The sequence below is a fragment of the Acidobacteriota bacterium genome (assembly GCA_019347945.1).
Classification (GTDB): Bacteria; Acidobacteriota; Thermoanaerobaculia; order Gp7-AA8; family JAHWKK01; genus JAHWKK01.
In genome coordinates, this window is the sequence record JAHWKK010000012.1 from 54,854 (window position 1) to 74,522 (window position 19,669).

Below are 19,669 nucleotides of genomic sequence, written 5' to 3' on the forward strand. Positions count from 1 at the left end.
AAGATTCATATCAATCAGGACGCATCTGGCATTCGGGACACCAGTAGGTCGAGCGGGACGAGCTTCCCTGCCTGGCCATCCTGACCGCCGTTCCGCATCGCCGGCAGGGCTTGTCCTTGCGTTTGTAAACCCAGAGGCTCGCCCTCGGGTCGAGCGCCGTGCGGGTCGTACGAATGCCCGACGCAGCCGGCGAGACGTTGGCCAGAAGGAGGCGACGCGCGATGCGGAGAAGCTCTCGGCGCTTGCCTGTCGATATGAGCTGCACAGGGAGGAAGGGATCGACTCCTGCGAGAAACATGATCTCGGATTTGAAAACGTTACCGACACCGCCGGCGATCCTCTGATCGAGAAGTACCTCACCGATTTCCCGGCCAGGTAAAGCTGCCATCTGTGCCAGGGCAGCATCTTCGTCAAACTCCTCCGAGAGAAGGTCGACGGAGGAGCGGACGGTGGAGGACTCGATCTGCTCGCACGCCACCAGGGCCGCATCGGGAACCGAAAAGCCGATCGCGGTCCACTCGTCGGTCTCGAGAACGATTCTGGCGCTGGACCGGCTGCGGCGCCATTTCTCGCCGCGCCGGTAGATGTGCCAGCTTCCGGACATCCGCATGTGTGTCCTGAGGCAGAGGTCGCCGCTGAATCGGATGATCAGGTGTTTGCCACGGGAAAACACGTCGGCGATGGTCCGTCCGCGGATTGGCGTTTCTGACTCCTCGAGTCGCGTCAGGGCGGGATAGACCGAGTCGATTCGGAGGACGCGCTGACCCGAGAGCGCTCGCGCGAGGGTCTTCGCCGCCCGGTGGATGGTGTCTCCTTCAGGCACGGCCGGAATGTCGTTTCTGAATCCCGAGCGAGGTCGAGGTCCAGCCGAAATCATGGACGAGTCTTTCTCCGAAAGGGTGTTCGGCGGGCGCTGTGCCATCAATGGTCTCGATGAAAGCGGCCCTGCGGGAGCGGTTTTCGGGCTCGAGCGCCTCAGCGAGACGGGAGCCAATGCGGGTCTGTTCCGGCTCCTGATCGGGAAGCCAGGTGATGATGTGGCGACTTCCTCTTGCGATCCATGCCGCGAGATGTCCGTCAATGATCACGACCCTGGTGCCTACGGAGCGGGAGGGCCTGCGAGAATCGGAGGTATCGGGCCAGCGGAGGGCAGAGCCGAACGGGTTGGCCGGATCGGTCGATGAAATGACCGACGTTTGCTTTGATCTTTCGGTCGCGCCGCGGAAGCTTCGAAGCCGCTCGATGGCCCCGGGCTGAGCGAACTGGGAACCGCCGAGGCCGTCGACGAACAATCCTCGTCGCAGCCGGCCCGCTTCCTCGAGCGAACGGAAAGTCGGGTAGATGCCGGAGAAACCCCCCTCCAGCTCGAAGGCGGCGGTATCACGCGTCACGATTCCATAGCGCTGAAGAAGCTGGGTGGCCCGGGCAAGCGAGCGTTCCTCGGCGGTTGCCGACGGCGGCGGAACCAGGGACCAGCGTCCTTCACTTCCCCGCAGACCCTGACGACGGGAGCGGAAGGACGTCGATCTCGAGCGGCGACGTTCGCGACCGGAACCGAGCAGACTCCTGAGAGGATGGAACGAGTCGTTCCGTACGACGCTCTTCCAGACCAGCCGCCAGAGAATCTCGAGCAGCTCCCCCGGGTAGCCGTGGCCCGCCCTCGCGTGAATATCGGCGAAAAAGGATGGGCCGTTCTCGCTGAGGATGTCGACCACGGCACTTTCGTCCGCCGGGAGCTCGGCTTCGGGTCGGGGAGAAAAAACAGGGAGGTGATCAGTTAGAAAGAGCGCGACCCGCCCGTCGTTGTGGCCGAGTGGCTCGAGCCCGACCCAGGTGATCTCGCCTGCCGCCGCGAGCGTGTCGAGCTCCGAGGACCTGAAGTCGGCTACTCGTGCCGGGAAGATCTCGGTTTCGAGGATCGAAACGGGGAGGGGAAAGCCCTCGAGCTTCTCGACGGCATCGAGGAGTGCATCGAGGCCTCCCGAAGGGCGGGCGATCCCCTGCCAGTCCTGAAGAAAACGGACGAAAACCTCCTGCTCGGCCGGTTCGACTTCCGAGCGCAGCTTTGCGAGGGACCGCCTGCGGATCGTCTTCATGACATCGGCATCGCACCACTCGCGCTCGAGCCCGAAGGGGCTCAGCTCTCCCTCGACCAGACGTCCTTTTCGTGCGAGGTTTTCGAGGAGAGGCTCGATCGCTCCCCGAGTGAATCCGTATCTCGTTTTGAGGGCTCGTAGCTCGAATGGCCCGTGAGTGCGGGCGTAGCGCATCACGAGATCGGCCAGGGGATCGCGATCTGATTCGAGCATCCGGTCCGGCAGGCCTGAGGGAAGAGGAATCCCGAGTGCATCGCGATAACGACTCGCGTACTCTGCGGGAATCAGCCGTTCTTCGCCTCGAATCCGGACAGGGATGACGCGCTGCTGTTTCAACAACGGGTCGAGAAAACCCGACCAGGAAGCGCCGGCGATTCTCTGTTCGAGCTCTGGGCGCGAAAGATCGCCCAGGCGAAGCAAGAGATCGTGGAGATCGTCCTGTGATGCGGCTGCGGCCTGCGGTGCGAGAAACTGAAGCTGATGCTCGAGCTCGGAGAGGACGTTCGGGTCGAGAAGCTCGCGGAGCTCGACCTCTCCGATGAGCTCGCGGAGTTGAGCGGGGTCGATCGAGAGCGCCTGAGCGCGTCTTTCGGCGAGAGGGGCGTCTCCGTCGTAGATGAAATTCGCTACGTAGCGGAACAGGATGGCACCGGCGAACGGGCTGGGCCTGGTCGTATCGACGACCGAAACCGAGATGGCCCGGGAGCGGATCTCTCGAAGGATCTCGCTGAGCGACCCCAGATCGAAGACGTCTGTGAGGCATTCGCGGTAGGTCTCGAGGATGAGCGGAAATGAGTGGAAGTCGGATGCTGCGCGGAGCAGATCCGATGCGCGCTTGCGTTGTTGCCAGAGGGGGGTTCTGACCCCGGGTCGTTTTCTCGGCAGCAGAAGAGCCCTGGCGGCGTTCTCGCGGAACCTCGCGGCAAAGAGCGCCGTATTTGCCAGGTGCCGAACGATGAGATCGCGAAGTTCGTCGGGGTCGGGAAGGAAGAGCTCCGGATCGGGAGATTCCTCGATGTCAGGGATGCGGATGACGAAACCGTCATCGGTCCACATCGATTCGACCTCGAGTCCCATCCGATCCTGGATCGTGCCGACGACCGCAATCGCCCATGGAGCGTGAACCCGGCCCCCGAATGGCGAGAGGACGCAGATTCGCCAGTCTCCGAGCTCGTCGCGGTAGCGTTCGATGACGATTGTCCTGTCTGTCGGGATTTCCGCTTCGTTTCGCTGGTCATCGATGTACTGAACCAGATTTTCGGCTGCCAACTCATCGAGATCGTGATCTCGTCTCAATTGGCTCTTGGCGTCTTCCCGGCTCGACTGAACGATTTGTCTGAGAAGCTGGCCGATCTCTCTGCCGAGCTCGGCGCTCCGGCCCGCACTTTCCCCTTTCCAGAACGGCATCTTTCCTGGCTCACCCGGTGCGGGGGAGACGATGATTCGATCGAAGGTGATTTCCTCGATTCTCCAGGTCGATGCACCGAGCACGAACGTTTCGCCTTCGCGTGATTCGAAGACCATTTCCTCGTCGAGCTCTCCGACGCGGGTGGTCTTTCCGTCGGCACCGGGAAGAAAAACGCCATAGAGGCCGCGGTCGGGGATGGTCCCGGCATTCGCAATGGCAACCCTTGCCGCACCTCGACGAGGCGCCAGGAGGTCGGTCACGCGATTCCAGGTGAGACGCGGGCGCAATTCGGCAAAGTCGTCGGACGGGTAAACACCGGTCATGACGTCGAGGATGCCGTCGAAGGCTCCGCGGCTCAGCTCTGCGTACGACGCGGCGCGGGTGACGAGGGTATAAAGCTCTGCCGAGGTCATCTCGTCCATCGCGATGGTCGCGACGATCTGCTGGGCGAGAACGTCGAGCGGGTTTCGAGGAAAGCGGACCGGTTCGACCTGGCCTCGTTTCATCGCCGACGTGATCGCCGCACATGCCACGAGGTCGCCTCGATACTTCGGGAAGATGATTCCGCGGCTCCGCGCCCCGACCTGATGACCGGCCCGGCCGATCCGCTGGAGTGCGCTGGCAATCGTGGCGGGCGATTCGATCTGGATGACGAGATCGATCGCTCCCATGTCGATTCCGAGCTCGAGAGACGAAGTGGCGACGAGTGCCGGAAGCTTTCCGGTCTTGAGCATGTCTTCGATCTCGGTTCGTCGGGCCCTCGACATCGATCCGTGATGGGCGTACGCCAGCGTGGTCTCGCCGAGCTCGTTCAACGCGCCAGCGAGCCGTTCGGCCAGCCGGCGCGAGTTGACGAAAATCAATGTCGAACGGTGGCTGCGGATGAGCTCGAGAAGGCGCGGGTGAATCGAGGGCCAGATCGAATGCCGGGTTTCAGGTTGGGCAGCGGCACCGCTCGGGATGTCGACGGGCTCACCGAGCCGAGCCATGTCCTCGACGGGCACCTCGACCAGAAGGTCGAGCTTCTTCTGTTCCCTGGTGTGAATGATGGTGACCGGCCGGGGGGTCCAGACGTCGCCCTCCCGTGTGCCTCCGCCGAGAAAACGTGCGACCTCTTCGAGGGGTCTTTGAGTGGCGGACAGGCCGATACGCTGAAGTGTTCTTCCCGCGAGCGATTCGAGCCGCTCCAGAGAGAGCGCGAGATGGGCTCCCCGTTTCGTTCCGACAACCGCGTGAATTTCGTCGATGATGACGGTTTCGACGTTCTCGAGCGCTGCACGCGCCCGGGAGGTGAGCATGAGAAAGAGCGACTCGGGAGTGGTGATGAGAATCTCCGATGGGGTCCGGGAGAATGATCGGCGTTCGCTCGAGCTGGTGTCGCCGGTTCGAATGAAAAAAGTGGGCGGCTCGACATCGAGACCCATATTGATGGCGGCGTTTCGAATACCGACCACCGGAGCTCTGAGGTTTCGTTCGACGTCGACGGCGAGAGCTTTCAATGGGGAGATGTAGAGAACCCTGCAGATGCCACGGTGGGGTGCGAACATCAGCCGGTCGATCGAAGCGAGGAAAGCGGTGAGGGTTTTACCGCTTCCGGTCGGGGCGCAGACGAGCGTCGATTCGCCTCTCAGTATTGCCGGCCAGGCGGTGGATTGCGCCATGGTGGGCGCAGAGAAAACGTCCCGGAACCAGCTGGCGACTGCGACATGGAAACCATCGAGCACCTGATCCGGGATCGCTTGTTCGGCATTCGGAGACATCGGCTGGGCTCTCGTGGAATCGCTGGACATCGACGCGACTCATTGCAAGAATAGGGGCCACGATCGGGCAGGATCACCTCGACAATGCGGCTTAAAGTACTCGGAGCATACGGCACCACGGATGCAACCCACAATCTGACCGGGTATCTGGTCGATGATCGGGTTGCCGTCGATGCGGGAACGATCTCTTCGAGGCTGACTCTGGCCCAGCAGTCCAAGATCGAGATGGTCTACATCACCCATGCACACGCCGATCACACGAGGGACCTCCCCCACCTGATCCTCAACCGGTTTCATCAGGATGCTCCACCGCTGACTGTGCTGGCCGCGGAGGAGGTGATGGCTGAGCTCGAGGCGCTTTACTTCAACGGTCGGACGTGGCCGAACTTCACGGAATTTCCCTCCCCCGTGACCGGCAAGGTTTGTGTGAATTACCGCCCGCTTAAATCGGGGAAGAAGGCCACCGTCGGCGGCGTCTCCTTCACCGTGGTTCCGGTGGATCACACGGTCCCCGCGGCAGGAGCCATCGTCCAGATCGATTCCCAGGCAATCGTCTTCACCGGCGATACGGGACCGACCAAAGCGATCTGGCAGCGGGCGGCGCGCAGCAATAGCGTGGTCGCAATCGTCACAGAGGCATCTTTCCCGAACGATTACGAGCAGATGTCGAAGGACAGTGGCCACCTGACCCCGGCGCTGCTCGAGCGAGAGCTCACGAAGATCAAAAATGATGCTCCGGTGTACGCAAGTCACAGGAAGCTTCCGTACGAGATGAAGATCGAGTCAGAGATTCGGAATATCAGAGACCGTCGCGCACGGATACTCGTCGAAAAGCAGTACACATTTTGACCGGCTCCGATCAACGGCTGGAGCTGTCGGTTCTGATCCACACGTTCAATGAGGCCGATCAGATTCGCGACTGTCTCCGGTCGGTCGCCTTCGCATCAGAGATTTACCTGCTCGATGCGCACTCCACCGATGGTACGGCGGAGATTGTCCGAAATGAGTTCCCGGAAGTCCGGCTCGAGCAACGAGAGGCACGGGGATCTGCGGCACAGAAAAATTACGGGATCGAGCGGGTGAACAACGAATGGGTCCTCGTGGTCGATGCCGACGAAAGGGTCACCCCGGAGTTGCAGACCGAGATCCGCGACGCCCTGAACTCGACGACCGACCTCCACGCGTGGTCGATCCCCAGGAAAAACTTCATGCTGGGAGAGTGGGTTCGCTACTCCGGTTTACAGCATGATCGGGTGACGCGGCTGTTTCACCGTGATCATGCTCGATATCCCAACCGACGGGTTCATGCGGACATGATCGTCAACGGCCCGGTGGGCCGGCTCGATGCCCCTTTTCTTCACTATTACGTCCGCTCTCTCGACCATCTCTCGGAAAAGATGAAGCGGTACGGTATCTGGGGCGGCGCGCAGCTCTTTCGCGATGGGAAGAGACCCGGGTTCGCAGAGCTCGTTCTACGACCCGCCTGGAGGTTCTCCCGTGATCTCGTTCTGATGGGTGGCTTCCTCGACGGATGGCGGGGGTTCATCCTGTCGTGGTTCCATGGCTACTACACGTTTCTGAAGTACGCAAAGGCATGGGAGTACTTCGAGATGAGCGACCGGGGAGAGGATCCACGTCTGCCAGCCTTTGATGATGAGGATGAGCGGTGGGAACTGCCGTGGGAAAGGGGTGCTCAGTCGTCAGGGGGCTCTCCCGAGCCCGAAATGTAGGTCTCGATCATCCGACGCCCGGATCCTCGTGCGACCTTCTTCCGGGAGAGGATCGTTGCCACGAGGTCTGCAACCGCCCAGGCCGAAAAGCTACAGACGGCGACCGTGATGATTTCACCCGGCGTCCGGAGGCCGAGCAGAAAGGCAATGAGCAGGGGCGTGGCGATCCCCATCGCGACCAGACCGACTACGAGCCGAATCCCCACCATCCTGAAAATTCTATCGCGGCAGGGTTACCTGCCGCGATAGGCGATACTCGTATCTGTTGGCCTGCGCTTACCGCGCCGCCATCTCCGCAAGCAGCGGGTTCTGCTGAGCGATGTAGTCCGCGGCAGCCTCCGCAACCTTGTTCTCGTAGTCGGCCCGGTATTTCGTGACCTTTTTGACGTACTGCCGGGTCTCGCTGAACGGCGGGACTCCACCGTACTTTTTCACGTTGCCCTCGCCACCGTTGTAAGCGGCGATGATTTTCGTCTGATCACCATCGAACCTGCCTTCGAGGTAGCGCAGATACTTGGTCCCGGCGCGAACGTTGTCAGTCGGGTCATAGAGATTCGTCGCACCCATCCATTTACCGGTACGAGGCATCAGCTGCATCAGCCCCATTGCGCCGACGGGTGATCTCGCCCGTGGCTTGAATCGGGACTCCTGTTGCATGACTGCGGCAACCAGCTCCGGATCGATCTCGTTCTTCTGTGCTTCCTCCCAGATCAGAGATCCGAAGGGAACCTGATTCCGGAAGTAATCTTCGCGCGCTTTCTCGGTGAGCGTCGCGATCTGTTCGGCGGCCTCAGCGGGGTTGATGGCATTGCCGAGGTCACCGGCCGCCATTTCGACGCCTGCAGCGACCGCGCTCAGTGAACGGACCGTCGCTCGCGTCGTATCCGCGGGAGATTGAGCCGCATCCCGTGCAGCCTTCATCGGAATCCCGATACCACCGGCGATGAGCGATGCTCCGAGCAGGAGCGTGGAGTATCGTTTCTTCAGACGTCCCCTGCGGGACGCTCGAGCGCGGCGAGTATGTTCACGCGTGGTCGATCGCGCTGGTGAATCGATCACGCGATGTTTGAACTTTCTGGCTTCATTCATATTTGGCATCCTCACGGTCACAATAACTTGCAATCGTGATTCCACGTACCAAATAACTTTACATAGTATTCCTGGGGCATCCTCGTCAGGACTGTACATTTTAACCGACTAATAGTCATTCAGTGAGATAGGCTGATCAATATTACCGTTTGCGAGGCAGTAAATTCTGGCAACCAGGATCGCCTGATCGACACTTTTCGTCGGTATCTCGGGATGCATGGTGACATCGAGTGGTCCCAATCGACCCCTCACCGGGTCCGTCATTCGGCTTCGGATCCGGGCGGTCTCATCGCGCCCGGGGCCTTCGGAACGAATTCAACCGCCACAGAAACGATGATGACGGCGCCTCCCAGTAGGGTGTGCGCCGACAGCGGCTCGGCGAAAACAAGCCAGGCCCAGAGTCCGGTGAGAACGGGTTCCGAGAGGATGGAGAGGTTCACGAAGTAGGCGGGGAAGACCCTTGTGGAGCGGTTGAGCAGGGTGTGACCGATGAGCGTCGGAATGGCGATGAGGAGGGCGAACCAGAGGAAGTCCGACGAGGTCGCGGGGAGGAAGCCAGCGCCACCGATGAGCGTAGTGACGAGCAGAAGGCTGCCGCCGGACAGATAGACGACGGTGAGGTAAGGAATCAGACGGCCGGTTCTGGACGAGCCGGTGACCAGGTAGGCTGCGGCCATCGCCGCGCTGGCGATGGCGTACAGATCGCCGACACCGGCCGAGCCTGCAGCGAGAAAATCGCCGCGGGCCAGAATGAACGCGCCGAACAAGCCTCCGCCGAGTGAGACGACGTTGCGGCCTGACACCGCAGCGGTGCCGAGGGCAAGCTGGATGAGCAGTGCGAAGAGAGGCTGGGTCGCAAGCAGGACGACCGACGAGTGGATCGTCGTGAGAAACAGGGAAGAGATCCAGAGGTAGAAGTGGAGCGCAAGGAAGAGTCCGGCGAGCAGCGCAATCCTCAGATCGTAGAGGCAGATTTGGAGTCGTTTCCTCGTGAGGATTTCCCACAAAAGAAAGACAAAGCCGGCTCCGAGCAGTCGGTACCAGGCGATCTTTCCGGGGCTCGACTCACAGAGACGGATGAAGATGGCGCTGAAAGAGACGGCGAGAAGCGCGATTGCGAGAAGACCCGCGTCGAGTGAGCGCGGCTTGAGAAGCATCTCCGGGTCCGATCAGTGACTGCTGACCGGCGCGGGAACCAGCGATGCGGACGACTGAGGGTTCGGAGAAGCGACAGAAGCAGGCGGGCTGAATTCGGGGATGAGATCGCGCAGGATACTGACGGGCTCCTCGAGATTGCTGACAAGGGATATCTCCAGGCGCTTGAGGATCTCGGCGACCTGTTCGCGGTCGGGTTGCGGCGCCCGGGTGAGGACGATCTGGGGATGCTCGGTGGGAATCGAAGTTTCGGAGTCCAGGCGAATTTCCTCGAAGAGTTTCTCGCCCGGGCGCAGTCCGGTGAACTTGATCTCGATCGCATCATCGTCGTGAGCGGTGAGCCGTATGAGATCGCGGGCGAGATCGGCGATGACGATCGGCTCGCCCATGTCGAGCATCATCATCGAGCGATCGCCTCCAAGAGCGGCAGCCTGAAGAACGAGCGAGATCGCCTCGCTCTTGCGCAGAAAGTATCGGGTGACCTCCGGATGCGTGATCGTGACCGGCCCCCCCGCAGCGATTTGCTCCATGAAGAGAGGAACCACGCTGCCCGAAGATCCGAGAACGTTTCCAAATCGCACGATGGTCACGCTCATCGCGGAACGTTCGGCATAGTCGAGAAGAGCAATTTCGCCGGCACGTTTGGTTGCGCCCATGACGCTGCTGGGATTGATGGCCTTGTCGGTCGATATGAAGACGAAACGTTCGACCTGATAGCCGCAGGCGAGCTCGGCCAGGCGGCGCGTGGCGATGGTGTTGTTGCGAACATACTCGGCTGGATTCTCTTCTCCGAGCGGGACGTGCTTGTGAGCTGCGGCATGGAGAACGATGTCGGGTTTGATTCGCTCGAGGATCGGGCGGACTGACTCCTCATCGTTGATGTCGCAAAGGTGCCTGCTGGTGATCGGAATCAACCACGGCTTTTCATTCCTGATTCGCTTGTCGACCTCGTAGAGGGCGAATTCGCTTCGTTCGAGAAGAGCGACGTGGGACGGCGAATAATCGAGAATCTGATTCGCGAGCTCGCTGCCGATACTTCCGCCGGCGCCCGTGACGAGGACGTTCTTTCCGGCGAACAGCCGCCGCACCGGATCTCCCGGCAACTCGATCCGATCCCTCCGAATCAAATCCTCGATATTGACCGGCCGCAGCTGCGAGACGTGTACTCTGCCACTGACGAGCTGGTCGACTCCCGGGATCGTCTTGAATTCGAGATCGGCGTCGTCGAGCGTTCGTACGATTTCGCGCAATCGCTTACCCGACGCCGAGGGGATCGCGAGGAGCGCTTCGACGACATCGAGATCATCCGCGCATTCCGCAGCCTTCTCGATCGGCCCGATGACGGGAACTCCGCGGATCAGAGAGCCCCATTTGGCCCTCTGGTCGTCGAGAAAGCCGACGACTTTCATGCCGAGTTGGGGGCGATGCTGGATTTCCCTCAGGAGCGCCTCCCCTGCGTCTCCGGCGCCCACAATCAGAACATTGCGGACATCGGCCGGCAGAACGCCGAGACGGGTACGGTCTCTGAAAAGGCGAACCGAAATTCTCGCGCCGAACAGAATGAGAAGGGCGAATGCCCAGTCGATCAGAAGCACGCCGCGGGATGTTCCCTCGAGTCTGGCGGTCCATCCGAGCCCGGGCCCGACGAACCAGAGCGCGAAGATGACGGCCTGGGCGGTGGAAAGCCCTGCAACGAGACGAACGACGTCCGTGATGCCGACGTAACGCCACCAACCGCGATAGAAGCCGAAGAGGAATCCGACGACGAGCTGAACTCCGACGACAAGCGGAAGGCTGGTTTCGAGGGAGGCCAGCTGGTCGGGAGGCATTTCGAATTCGAAGCGAACCAGAGCGGCGAAGACATAGCTGCCCCAGAAAACCAGGGCATGAAAGGCAATCAGAATCAGAACGCGCGCCGGGGCGAGTTGTTCGACGAGCTTTTCGATGGAATTTCGCACGGTTCTGTCCAACCCCTGACTCTCGTAAAAATAGGATTATACGCCGTGAAGGGCTGTCATGGTCCAGGCCGATCGGCAGTTCCGCTTCGACCGGTCCGCGATGATGCTCACCAGGGCAGGACAGCGGTAGCGTGGACCGCGCACCGGATATGATGATTCGTGATGTCGCGGAGACTCGATCGAGCGCGTGCGGCCCTGGTCGTGATTGACGTCCAGGAGAAGCTCGCGCGCCACATTCACGAGATGCCGGCGGTTCAGCTGAATATCGAGCGGATGGCTCGGGGTGCCAGGGCGCTGGGAGTTCCGATCGTGGCGACCGAACAGTACCCGCAGGGGATCGGCTCAACGGTGGCCGGAGTCGCCGACGCGGTGAAACAGGGCGCAGAGTTCGACCCTATACAGAAGATGACCTTTTCCTGCCAGGATTGTGAAGAGTTTCGCGCCGCGCTCGGTTTGGCGGACCAGATCCTTCTCTGTGGAATCGAAGCACACGTGTGTGTCTACCAGACGGGGCTCGACCTTCTCGACGCCGGACTCTCGGTTCATCTCGTCACCGATGCGACCTCGTCACGAGATCCCCGGAATCGCCAGGTGGCAATCGATCGTCTATCGAGCGAGGGAGCGAAACTGACATCGACCGAAATGGCGCTGTTCGAGCTGACGCGGTCGGCAGGGACCGACGAGTTTCGAATGATTTCGCGGCTGGTGAAATGAAGTTCTCTCCGTACGAGCTACTCGACCGCCGCAGGGAGGGAGACTCGTGGTCGCTCGAGGAACTGGAGGCGTTCCTGGAGGCGTGGATGGCAGCGGAGATCGGCGACGAGCAGATGGCGGCGTTTCTCATGGCGACGGCGATCCACGGAATGAAACCCGAGGAGGCGATGGGGTTGACGCAATCGATGATCGCCTCGGGGGAATCATGGAATCTCCGGGATGAATTCGATTTCCTGGCGGACAAGCATTCGACCGGCGGGGTAGGAGACAAGGTTTCGATCATTCTGGCTCCGTGGCTTGCCAGCTGTGGGGTGAAGGTCGCGATGTTGTCGGGGCGCGGTCTTGGTCATACGGGCGGAACTCTCGACAAGCTCGAGTCGATCCCGGGTTTCAGGGCGGGACTGGACCGAGCCGAGATCATCGCGTGCGTGGAGGCGGCCGGATGTGCGATCGCCACCTCGACCGCGGCGATCGCGCCTGCCGACCGGAGAATGTATGCGCTGAGAGACGTGACGGGAACCGTTCGATCGATCCCGCTCATCACGGCATCGATCATGTCGAAAAAGCTCGCGATGGGAGCGTCGGCGCTTCTGCTCGACGTGAAGTTCGGTCGAGGTGCCTTCATGAGAGATCTGGAGGAGTCGAGGCAGCTCGCGCGAAGCCTCATTCGGGCCGCGGAGGGTTCGGGGACGGCGGTGGAAGCGATTGTGTCCGACATGTCGGTCCCTCTGGGCCGGGCGATCGGCAATGCTCTGGAGATCGTCGAGTGCGTGGAAACGCTGCGGGGTGGGGGGCCGGACGACCTCTACGAGCTCACCCGTGAGCAGGCAGCCCGGTTGATGGTGATGTCGGGAGAGTGGAGTATCGAACCGGCGCGGGCCCGGCTCGACGACGCGATCCGCAGCGGCGCGGCTCTCGACTCGATGCGGAAATGGATCGAGGCCCAGGAGGGGGACGCGCGATTCATCGATGATCCCGGCCGCCTGGAGCGCGCCGCCCGGGTGGAGGAGGTTCGAGCCGGCGAGAGCGGGTGGGTCAGCGGAATCGATCCGCTCGAGCTCGGCCTGATCGGCGTCGAGATTGGAGCCGGGCGAAAACGACAGTCGGATCCGGTCGACCATGCCGCCGGTATCGTGATTCACCGTCGATACGGAGACGAGGTCGAGCGCGGCGACGTCCTGGCGGAGTTGCACCTGCCGCAGAACGTCGATGTGAACGCTGTGAGCCGAAGACTTGCCGCAGCGTGGACCATCAGCGAAGAGCGACCGCCCGAGCGCAATCTGATCCGCGCGATAGAATCCTGATCAGTGAGCCGGCGCGCCATTGTCATCGTTTGCGACTCGCTGGGAGTCGGAGAGCTTCCGGATGCCGGAGAGTTCGGCGACGTCGGGTCGAACACACTGGGGCACGTCATTCGCGATGGCCGGCCGCACATACCCCGGCTCGAGCGATTCGGTCTGCTCGCGACACTCCCCGGCGGATCACCGCCGTCCGGCGGCGCGGGATGGGGAAGAATGGCGGAGAAGTCCGCCGGGAAGGACACGATCACGGGGCATTGGGAAATGATGGGTCTGATCACGTCCGAGCCGTTTCGAACCTATCCGGATGGCTTTCCTCGCGATGTCATCGCCGAATTCGAGCGGAGAATCGGCCGGTCCACGATCGGAAACGTGGCAGCATCGGGGACGGTCATCCTGGAGCAACTCGGGGAGGAACACATCCGCACCGGCTCTCCAATCGTTTACACGTCGGGAGACTCGGTGTTTCAGGTTGCGGCCTGCGAGGAGGTCATTCCGGTCGAGGAACTGTGGGACATCTGCAGGGTCGCGAGAGAGCTGATGAGAGGAGAGCACAACATCGGTCGCGTGATTGCGAGACCGTTTGTGCGAGACGCGAGTGGAGGATTTCGGAGGACGGCAAACCGTCGGGATTTTTCGGTCACTCCTCCCGCCGAAACACATCTCGACAGACTGCAGGCTGGCGGAATCCGCACGGTCGGAATCGGCAAGATCTCGGACATCTTCGATGGCAGAGGCATCGAGGTCGACATCAGGAGCGAGTCGAACGAGGATGGCATGGACAAGACGATGGAGCAGATGAAACGTGGCGAGGCCGGATTGGTTTTCACGAATCTCGTGGATTTCGATTCCAAGTATGGCCACAGGAATGATCCGATCGGGTATGCGCGCGCGCTCGAGCACTTCGACGAGCGGCTCGGAGAGCTGGTCGACGAGGCGCCGGAAGATGTCCTGATATTCGTCACCGCCGACCACGGATGCGATCCTTCCGATGAATCGACCGATCATACGAGAGAGTACGTCCCGGTGCTGGTCGTGGGGAAAGGGATCGAAAGAGCCACCGAGCTCGGTACCCGCTCCACGTTCGCGGATCTCGGTGCCACCGTCGCCGATTATCTCGGCGTCTCCTCGGATGGATTGCCCGGTGAGAGCTTTCTGAGTCTGTTGCCAGTTGCCTGAAACGGGTAGAGAATGGGGTCGATGAGGATCAAAAAAGCTGGATGGGTGGCGGCCGCGATGATGGCCTTGCCGCTCTCAGGGGCGGTGCCTCCGGAGGACCAGGCGGCTCTGAAGGCGGTCCGGCTCGACGCGGCGGTGGTGAGGCGCGTCGCGGAGGTAGCCCGCCGGGATCTCCCGAAGGACATCCTGCTCAGAATCATCGAGGAAGACATCCATCTCCTTCGTGGCCGAATCGACGAGTCCAGCTACCGATACGCCCACTTCGAGCCGATCGAGGCCGGTCGGGTGTCGGAAGGGTACAGCGTGCGAGCCGAGGAGGAGGGGCAGTTCGACCGATCGGAGTTTCGTGCGCGCAACGTCTTTGCGCTGGAGATCTCGATCCCCTCCCGGCGGATGCTGGTGACGCGAAATGCCGATGTGTGGGTCGAGCGCGTGACGCTCTCCTGGACGGATGCCGAGGGGCTCGAAAAAAACGAGTCGTTTCTGGTGGAGCGGCGTATCGAAGCCGGAGAGAGTCACCGGATCGACTTTCCCGAGGTTGCGCTCGATGCGCTCGTCATCGTGTTCGCTCGCGGTGAGGGGAAGACCGCGAATATGGAGCTCGAGCTGATCAAGGCGGATCTGGTGGACGATGCGGACAGCCCTTACTTCGGATCGGTGCAGAACGCGAAGCTCCTGAGGGAAGCTGTCGATCGGCGGGATCTGACGGCGGTCCAGAACCTCGCGTCGACGCTCGAGGAGCGACTGGGATCTCTGATCGGTGACGAGATGGCGGTTGTTGCCGGGACCGAGGTCGCGAGCGGGAATAATGACGATCTGGACTTTCTAGAGCTCTACCTGCAGTTAGAGACTATCGAGGACCTTCTCCAGGGTAGTCCGGGCGAGAGGGACGAAGCACTCGAGCGGTTACGGGAACTTGCGCGCGGCGTGCGCGAGCTTGCGCTCGAACGACGGGAAGCGGGGCGATGATCGCGCAATTTTCCGTTGAGACGAGACGAGCTTTCTGCTAAAATGGCGACTCGCCCCTTCCGAGGGGCAGATCCGAAGACGCCCACGCCAGACGGACTCGTGGCCGTATCCCGTAATGGATTTCGAGGCGTGGTCTCTCCTGTCTTCGGCTCCGGGTGTGAGGGCGGAAAAATCTCAGCGCGAAAGGAGTGTCAGTTGTCCCTGTCATTCAAGGTAGGAGAGAAAGTCGTTTACCCTCAACACGGTGTCACGGTCGTCGAGCACGTCGGCGAAACGAGTATCGATGGAGTCCAGAGTGATTTTTATCACCTTCGTCTCCTCGCCAATGATTCACGCCTGATGGTCCCCGTTGCGAACACCGAGCGGGTTGGTCTTCGGAAGCTCTACAAGATGAAAGATATCAAAGCGCTTCTGACTCAGCTCGAGTTGACCGAGAAGCGAAAGGCGCGGGACTGGAAAGACCGCTACCGCGAAAACATGGAGAAGATGAAGAGCGGAAGGCTCGAGGACGTGGCCGACGTTCTGAAAAATCTGACCGAGATCGCGCGACGCAAGACTCTGTCGTTCCGTGAGAAAAAGATGTACGAGCGGGCGAAACATCTGGTCGTTTCCGAGGTCGCGATCGTCAAGGGAATCGACGACGTCGCTGCCGAAACCCTGATCGAGGGTTCACTGGACAAAGGACTCGGTACCTCCACCGGACACTGAGACCCTGACGACATTGGAACAAAGGACGGGCGATCGAAAGGTCGCCCGTTCTGTTTTTGCGGCCTGCGGGGAGTGATTTCGATCGCTCGGAGGTTTGAATAGACCGTGAAGAACACGACGATTCTCCTTTCCGGCGCGCTTGCGGTTTCGCTCGGAGCGGTGGGAGCCTACGGCGAGCTGGTCACACTCAGCTCGGGACGGACGATCAAGGCGACGGACGTCGTCGTCGAGGACGATTCGGTCAGACTCCTGCTCTCATTCGGAGCCGTGATGGAGGTGCCACTCGCGGTCGTCGATCGGATCGTGGACGACGAAGTGGAAGACCTCGAGCCGGTCGAGATTCAGGTCAGCGGAGAACGTCTCTATCGGTTCGATCCGTCCAGAGGGCCGTTGTTCGACACCGCCTGGAATGGCTGGATCATTCACGTCGCCCGGGAGTACGACGTCGATGCGGCGCTGATCTCCGCCGTCATCAAAGCCGAGAGCGACTATGACCCGCGCGTGATCTCACACAAAGGCGCGATCGGGCTGATGCAGCTCATGCCGGCTACCGCCACCAGGTTCGGCGTCTCCGACCCTCATGATCCGATTCAGAACCTCAGAGGCGGCGTTCAGTACCTCTCCTGGCTCATCGATCGATTCGATGGATCGATCGATCTCGTTCTCGCTGGCTACAACGCGGGCGAGGGTAATGTGAGAAAGTACGAAGGCGTCCCCCCCTTTCGCGAAACACGAAATTACATACGCAAGATCTCCGGCTATCTCGGAGGTTGAGCTCTCGACCTGGATGATTCATGAGACGTCTACTGCGGAGGCGGATCGCAGCGCGGCTACAGCGTTGCGCTCGATTCGGCTCCCTCGACATACCGGAAGTATGTCCCCGTCGCCGAGCTCGGCGCGCGCCTCGCATCCACACCACTTTCCACCTCCTCGCGACGACATCTCATGAATATCCGGGTTGAATTGGCGAATCGCAAGATCATTCATCTCTTCCTGAGCCTTCTGTTCCTGGCATCAAGCTCGTACGCCTACGCGGCTGAGATCAGATTTCTCGATGAGCCTGGAGGACTCCAGCACGGCATCATCGAGCTCACGTACGAGGTGGATGGGGATTTCTCTCACGTAATCCTTCTCGTGAACGACGTCGAGTATCAGCGACTCGAAGAGCGCAGGGGGACGTTTACCCTCGATGTCGGCCGATTTCTTCGTCGCCTTCGGCTTCGCGCGGAGGTGAGAGGCAGCTCGGGAGCTCTGCTCGCCGACCGTGAGATCGTGATCAACGATCCTCGCCCTCCATTTCGTGCTCGTCTACGAGGTCCGGGAAGACTTCCCGAGAGCGGGATGGTGGAGTTGCGGGTATCGGTGACGAAGCCTCCCGGGCTCGCGGTGTCGAGGGTCGAGTTTTTCGTGGACGAAGAACCGATCGGAGCCGATACCTCCGAGCCATACACGGCCAGCTTCGATGCCGCTCATTTCAGCGAGGCCCGGTTCGCCCGAGTCGCGGTGCAGCTTGCGAATGGAAGGGAAGAGGGCGACGTCTTCTACTTCGGCCAGACGAGGGGAGAATCGCTCGACGTCAGCCTCCAGCAGATTCCGGTCTCGGTGTTGGGGTCCCTCCAGGGCCACGGGCTGGAGCTCGAAGAGATCAGTTTGAAGGATGACGGTGTCGAGAAGGACGTCGTTGCGGTCACGCGGGCGATCGAAGAGCCTTTGAGTATCGTCCTGCTGATCGACTCATCGGAAAGCATGCTCGAGGAGCTCCCCCTGATCAAGCAGGCCGCCATCGAGTTCTCGGAAAAAACGCTGGAAACGGGGAATGCAAAGATCGCGGTGGTTGCCTTTCATCAGCGTCGATTCTGGCTGACGGGTTTCACCTCGAATCTGGACGCGATCGAACGTGCAGTCGACCAGTTGCACCCGGTCGGACAAACACACCTCTACGACGCGACGATCGAGATGCTTTACGAACTGCAACGAAGGCCGGGGCGGCGAGCGCTGGTCGTCCTCACCGACGGCGTGAACCAGGGGGGCGACTTCGAGCTCGACCATGTCGTTCATTACGCTCGGTACTCGGGAGTACCCATCTACCCGGTGGTCAGAAACACCCTCCTTTCCCGGCTGATGCGTTTCGGACTCCGCCGTTTCGACGCGAACCGATATGCAGAGATCGCTCGCGACAGCGGTGCCCGCTGGTTCATTGTGAGCAGGCCCGACGACCTGCCTTCCGTCTACCGCGCAATCGCTCACGAGCTTTCCCAGCAGTACCTCGTTTCCTTCTACGCCGATGACGCGGGGACGGACCGGTGGCACACCCTCGAACTTCGTACCAGCCGCGAGGGCGTTGATCTGCGGGCTCCGCGGGGCTACTTTCCGGACTGAGGCACGGGGTGTGAAGCCGGAGAGGAGCCAGTGACTCGAGATCGCACCAGATCGAGCCGAAGAAAACGTGGGTTTCCAACGGGACTCAGTCCTCGGTACGAGCGTGCCTTCCGATTTCTCGCCCTCGGGATCACAATGATCATGTTCACTGGCTGGGTGACCTCGGTGGTCGAACTGCGCCAGCAGAAGCAGATCCGAAGCGGCGCCGCCTTCGGCGAGGATGCGGCTCACAGGGAGGTGCCGTTGTCGGCCGCCGTCGAGGCCGGGGTCGAGCCCGACGCTCCGGCGGTGACGTCGAGAATCACTCAGAGCTTGTTCCGGATGGACGAAACGAATCTTTCGTTCCTCTCCGCGGCAATGACCCGTTACCGGGCACCGCTCACCGGCCACAGCGGCGATCTGCGCGCAGCTTTCTATCTCCCCGGCGCCGAGATCGGGAGATTCGTGATCGATGATGACTTTTCGGTCCGGTTCCTCAGCATGGACGGTGCGGAGGTCCCGACACCCGCCGGCAGAGCGCCGGGAGTGCCTGGCCTTTACCGGATGCAGTTCGTGCGAGGCCGTTCGGTTGCCGATCTCGAAGACTTCGTTGCGATCGTACAGGTGCCTTTCGATGCGAAGGATGACGGCAGGATCAACGGCTATCAGCTGGGTGTCTGGCCTTACGAGAACGGAGGCACGCCTCGTACGCCGGGCTATGCGAATCCCCCCGGTTTCGTCGAAGTAACCCCCCGGAATCGCAATGTCAGGATCTCCGAGCACTTCAGGCTGGGCGATTTTCTCACCAAGGGACAGGCGAACGTCTGGCCGAAGTACATGGTTCTCAGTCCGAAGCTCGTCGACAAGCTCGAGCTCGTCATCGATGGCCTGGAGAGCCGGGGGGTGGGAGTGGAGACAATGAGGATCATGAGTGGTTTTCGACACCCGTCGTACAATGCAGGCGGGGGAAACACCGCAGGAAGAGCGAGCCTGAGCCGGCATATGTATGGCGATGCTGCGGATGTCTTCGTCGACAACAACGGAGACAACTGGAGCGACGACGTCACCGGAGATGGAAGGCTGACGATCCGGGATGCCGAGCGAATTCGCGACATCGTCGATGAGATTGAACGGCGCTATCCCTCGCTGATAGGGGGAGTTGGTATCTACCCGGCATGTTGTGGCCACGGGCCGATGACTCACGTCGACGTTCGCGGGAATCGAGCCCGATGGTACTACTGAGAGGA

16 protein-coding genes are annotated in these 19,669 nt (G+C 61.1%); 10 read left to right on the top strand and 6 right to left on the bottom strand.

Going from position 1 to position 19,669, the window contains the following annotated elements; all coding sequences use genetic code 11:
* Positions 1-10: 10 nt before the first annotated feature.
* Both KY459_09550 and KY459_09555 read right to left on the bottom strand, forming a co-directional pair.
* The gene (locus tag KY459_09550) at positions 11-823 is read right to left on the bottom strand and encodes an Fpg/Nei family DNA glycosylase (protein MBW3564956.1); all 813 of its coding nucleotides are present in this window, start codon (positions 821-823) and stop codon (positions 11-13) included.
* Positions 816-5,294, bottom strand: a complete 4,479-nt coding sequence (locus KY459_09555) for a DEAD/DEAH box helicase (protein MBW3564957.1) — start codon at positions 5,292-5,294, stop codon at positions 816-818. Before KY459_09555 ends, KY459_09550 begins: the two co-directional genes overlap by 8 nt.
* A 54-nt stretch (positions 5,295-5,348) precedes the next feature.
* Here KY459_09555 and KY459_09560 point away from each other — a divergent pair, with 54 nt between their 5' ends.
* A complete protein-coding gene (locus tag KY459_09560) occupies positions 5,349-6,113 on the top strand; it encodes a 3',5'-cyclic-nucleotide phosphodiesterase (GenBank protein MBW3564958.1) in 765 nt (254 codons plus the stop codon).
* Positions 6,110-6,994: a glycosyltransferase family 2 protein gene (locus KY459_09565; GenBank protein MBW3564959.1), complete on the top strand. Its 885-nt coding sequence runs from the start codon at positions 6,110-6,112 to the stop codon at positions 6,992-6,994. Before KY459_09560 ends, KY459_09565 begins: the two co-directional genes overlap by 4 nt.
* Here the strand turns inward: KY459_09565 and KY459_09570 are convergent.
* From KY459_09570 to KY459_09585, 4 genes are all read right to left on the bottom strand, one after another.
* The gene (locus tag KY459_09570; GenBank protein MBW3564960.1) at positions 6,958-7,203 is read right to left on the bottom strand and encodes a hypothetical protein; all 246 of its coding nucleotides are present in this window, start codon (positions 7,201-7,203) and stop codon (positions 6,958-6,960) included. The genes KY459_09565 and KY459_09570 overlap by 37 nt on opposite strands.
* 67 nt (positions 7,204-7,270) lie before the next feature.
* Positions 7,271-8,182: a lytic transglycosylase domain-containing protein gene (locus tag KY459_09575; GenBank protein ID MBW3564961.1), complete on the bottom strand. Its 912-nt coding sequence runs from the start codon at positions 8,180-8,182 to the stop codon at positions 7,271-7,273.
* A gap of 161 nt (positions 8,183-8,343) precedes the next feature.
* Positions 8,344-9,240, bottom strand: coding sequence for a DMT family transporter (locus tag KY459_09580; GenBank protein ID MBW3564962.1), 897 nt, complete (start codon positions 9,238-9,240; stop codon positions 8,344-8,346).
* Positions 9,241-9,252: 12 nt separating this feature from the next.
* Positions 9,253-11,196 (bottom strand): polysaccharide biosynthesis protein, encoded by a 1,944-nt coding sequence (locus KY459_09585; protein ID MBW3564963.1) that lies wholly within the window; start codon positions 11,194-11,196, stop codon positions 9,253-9,255.
* A 162-nt stretch (positions 11,197-11,358) separates the two neighbouring features.
* Between KY459_09585 and KY459_09590 the strand changes: the two genes are divergently transcribed.
* The 8 genes from KY459_09590 (at position 11,359) to KY459_09625 (ending at position 19,664) form a co-directional block, all read left to right on the top strand.
* Positions 11,359-11,910, top strand: a complete 552-nt coding sequence (locus KY459_09590) for a hydrolase (protein MBW3564964.1) — start codon at positions 11,359-11,361, stop codon at positions 11,908-11,910.
* Positions 11,907-13,214 carry a thymidine phosphorylase gene (locus KY459_09595; protein MBW3564965.1) on the top strand — a complete coding sequence of 436 codons (1,308 nt, stop codon included), beginning with the start codon at positions 11,907-11,909 and terminating at the stop codon, positions 13,212-13,214. Before KY459_09590 ends, KY459_09595 begins: the two co-directional genes overlap by 4 nt.
* A gap of 3 nt (positions 13,215-13,217) precedes the next feature.
* Positions 13,218-14,387, top strand: a complete 1,170-nt coding sequence (locus KY459_09600) for a phosphopentomutase (protein MBW3564966.1) — start codon at positions 13,218-13,220, stop codon at positions 14,385-14,387.
* Between the two features lie 21 nt (positions 14,388-14,408).
* Complete coding sequence (locus KY459_09605) at positions 14,409-15,356, top strand: hypothetical protein (protein MBW3564967.1); 948 nt, start codon at positions 14,409-14,411, stop codon at positions 15,354-15,356.
* A gap of 195 nt (positions 15,357-15,551) precedes the next feature.
* Positions 15,552-16,064 (top strand): CarD family transcriptional regulator, encoded by a 513-nt coding sequence (locus KY459_09610; protein MBW3564968.1) that lies wholly within the window; start codon positions 15,552-15,554, stop codon positions 16,062-16,064.
* Between the two features lie 270 nt (positions 16,065-16,334).
* Positions 16,335-16,838, top strand: coding sequence for a lytic transglycosylase domain-containing protein (locus tag KY459_09615; GenBank protein MBW3564969.1), 504 nt, complete (start codon positions 16,335-16,337; stop codon positions 16,836-16,838).
* 189 nt (positions 16,839-17,027) lie between these two features.
* Positions 17,028-18,443: a VWA domain-containing protein gene (locus tag KY459_09620; GenBank protein ID MBW3564970.1), complete on the top strand. Its 1,416-nt coding sequence runs from the start codon at positions 17,028-17,030 to the stop codon at positions 18,441-18,443.
* Between the two features lie 30 nt (positions 18,444-18,473).
* Positions 18,474-19,664: a hypothetical protein gene (locus tag KY459_09625; GenBank protein MBW3564971.1), complete on the top strand. Its 1,191-nt coding sequence runs from the start codon at positions 18,474-18,476 to the stop codon at positions 19,662-19,664.
* The last annotated feature ends 5 nt before the right edge of the window (positions 19,665-19,669 follow it).

Excerpts from the sequence above, each read along its gene's own strand:
- KY459_09615 (MBW3564969.1), top strand. The coding sequence starts at position 16,335 with ATGGAGGTGCCACTCGCGGTCGTCGATCGGATCGTGGACGACGAAGTG.
- KY459_09560 (MBW3564958.1), top strand. The coding sequence starts at position 5,349 with ATGCGGCTTAAAGTACTCGGAGCATACGGCACCACGGATGCAACCCAC.
- KY459_09605 (MBW3564967.1), top strand. The coding sequence starts at position 14,409 with ATGAGGATCAAAAAAGCTGGATGGGTGGCGGCCGCGATGATGGCCTTG.
- KY459_09595 (MBW3564965.1), top strand. The coding sequence starts at position 11,907 with ATGAAGTTCTCTCCGTACGAGCTACTCGACCGCCGCAGGGAGGGAGAC.
- KY459_09590 (MBW3564964.1), top strand. The coding sequence starts at position 11,359 with ATGTCGCGGAGACTCGATCGAGCGCGTGCGGCCCTGGTCGTGATTGAC.
- KY459_09555 (MBW3564957.1), bottom strand. The coding sequence starts at position 5,294 with ATGTCCAGCGATTCCACGAGAGCCCAGCCGATGTCTCCGAATGCCGAA.
- KY459_09580 (MBW3564962.1), bottom strand. The coding sequence starts at position 9,240 with ATGCTTCTCAAGCCGCGCTCACTCGACGCGGGTCTTCTCGCAATCGCG.
- KY459_09570 (MBW3564960.1), bottom strand. The coding sequence starts at position 7,203 with ATGGTGGGGATTCGGCTCGTAGTCGGTCTGGTCGCGATGGGGATCGCC.
- KY459_09575 (MBW3564961.1), bottom strand. The coding sequence starts at position 8,182 with ATGTACAGTCCTGACGAGGATGCCCCAGGAATACTATGTAAAGTTATT.